Genomic DNA, 2,550 nt, shown 5'->3' on the forward strand with positions numbered 1-2,550 from the left:
TTTTTTGTCAAAGGTAATCCAGGCTAAACCAACAATGTCACTGGTATATTCATTGGAGGGGTCCTGTACATACGTCCCCGGATTCGGGAAACTGCTCACCTTGCTCCAGGTGGCCCCAAAGTCGGAGCTTCTCCATAGTCCGTTACCACTTCGAGCTCCGAAGAATAATATATTATTCTTATTCGGATCAATTGCCAGACGTTCACCCATCGAGCGTCCTGGCATATTGCCACCTACCTTAAAGGGAAGCTTTGTAGTCTGCCATGTATTCCCTTTATCGGTGGAGCGCATAATTTGCCCGTCATGTTTATCCCAGGAATTCGTATACGTACCTGTAGCTATATATACACGATTCGGATCCACAGGATCGGTGGCGAGTGCATCGACACCATTTTTGTTCCAATCCTCCCAGCCCACAGAATCCGTCAGCGGAATCCAGCTTTCATTGGCAGGATTCCAGCGGTAAGCTCCTCCAATATCTGTACGGGCATAGATCAGATCCTTTTCTGTTTCGTTAAAAATAATACCAGGTACAAAACCACCTCCACCGCCTGTAACGACACTTTTCCAAGTATAATCGTCACTCGGAGCAGCATGGGTGGGTGCTGTCATGCCTGTCCAGGAAGCACCCGCTACTACAAGCGCCAAACATGCAATTCTTAACCTGCTTTTCGCCTTAATCAATGAATTCAACCTCCTTTTTCTCCGTTATCATTTGAATGGGTAAGTCATATCAAACATGGGTTCTATTAAGCTCACCTCCAGTAATCTGAAAGATATACAACATTTTTGTTAGCGCTTACATATGTGTCTGCTCATTAGATTCGTCATCTTTTTCTCATTTCCTTGTGTGAAAAATCAAGATAATGCAATATGATTTTCTGCTCGATAGCCTGTAATATGAGAAAGGACTTTCACTCACGGTTGATACCATTTGTTATTTGTTTTTATGAATTTTTCATATAGTGAATTAATTACTTTATTTTGCATTCTTTACAAGTGTCAAACTAGTTTGATTTACAGCAAAAAACCGCGCTATGCGCGGTTCCAGCTTTCATGAATGCTATTGTTAGTCATTAGAAGATCCTTATTATTGCAAATATTCAAGCGCCAGTGCTAAAAAAATATGTCCTGAGATAAGCAACGCCCGCTCATCAAAATCAAAGCGAGGATGGTGATGAGCAAAATGCGTTCGTTCATCCTCATTGCGAGCGCCCACATAAATAAAAGCTCCAGGTCGTTGCTCTAAATAATAGGCAAAATCCTCTGCTCCCATGGCCGGTTTTAAATCCAAAAAAGCATCTGCTCCATACACTCTACTAACAAGTTCACGCACACGTTCAGTTTCAGCCTCTGCATTCACCAGAGCAGGATAGCCGTTCAAATAATCAATTTCGTATCCTGCATGATAAGCCTCCGCCAGACCTTTTACAATACTACGAATTTCGTTTTCGACTTCCTTGCGCACTTCCTTATTAAATGTACGGACGGTCCCTGCAATTTTCGCCTTATCTGCAATTACATTAAAGGCAGTACCCGCTTGAAATACTCCAATCGTTAGTACTGCTGATTCGATAGGGTCCACTCTACGACTCACGACCTGCTGCAATCCGTTTACAATTTGACTTCCAATAACGATGGAATCCACTGTCTGATGCGGTCTGGCGCCATGTCCGCCCTTGCCGTTGATTTGAATTGTAAACGCATCAGCAGCGGCCATTGCCGGTCCGCTCTTTAATCCGATTTTGCCCAACGGGATCTCCGATGCAAGGTGAATACCATATACTGCTTCAACCCCATCCAGACAGCCATCCTCAATCATGAATTTGGCTCCGCCAGGCGGTTTTTCTTCGGCATGTTGAAAAATAAACACAAGTTTTCCCTTCAATGTCTCACGGTGATGGCTTAACACTCGTGCCACACCTAGCAGCGCAGCCGTATGCCCGTCATGTCCACAGGCATGCATAACGCCAGGAACGGTCGATTTATAAGGCGCTTCCTTTTCATCCTGAATGGGAAGTGCATCAAAATCAGCTCGAAACGCAATCGTTCTACCTGGCTGGCCACCTTCTAAAACACCGAGCACCCCGTTACCGCCGACATTTGTTTTGACCTCAATACCAAAAGAGCGTAATTGTTCGGCAATAAATGCAGATGTATTCGTTTCCTCAAAAGAAAGCTCTGGATGCTGATGCAGATGTCTTCTCCACGCAATCAGTTCTTGTTCACCATCTTTTAGTTCTTGAACCCATTTCTCTAACATATTGCCCTCTTTTCCTATTGAATTTATATACTTACATCCTTATCTTACCATGAATGGGATGTAGAATACAGTTCCACTTCTCCATACCCTAAACTAACGATACAAGCAACTGTATATCTACGTTTTTATAGAATCAATCTAGGTTCTAATTGGAGCAATTTAGGATAGATAGAAGAATTGAATGGATAACAAAAAAAGCCAACAGAATACTTAAACTGTACCCTCTGTAAAGGACATTTTAAAAAGGGCTAGGCTGCTTGAAAAAGATGATCTCTGTATTGAACAGG

The 2,550-nt window shown here is 43.0% G+C and carries 1 protein-coding gene and 1 pseudogene; both read right to left on the minus strand.

Translation table 11 applies throughout. From position 1 onward, the window contains the following. Positions 1-684, minus strand: a pseudogene (locus AC5V8P_RS25000) (xyloglucanase); the annotation flags it as partial. Positions 685-1,090: 406 nt separating this feature from the next. After that, complete coding sequence (locus AC5V8P_RS25005; RefSeq protein WP_063210592.1) at positions 1,091-2,263, minus strand: M20 metallopeptidase family protein; 1,173 nt, start codon at positions 2,261-2,263, stop codon at positions 1,091-1,093. Positions 2,264-2,550: the final 287 nt, after the last annotated feature.

It is taken from the genome of Paenibacillus sp. N119s (assembly GCF_059447605.1).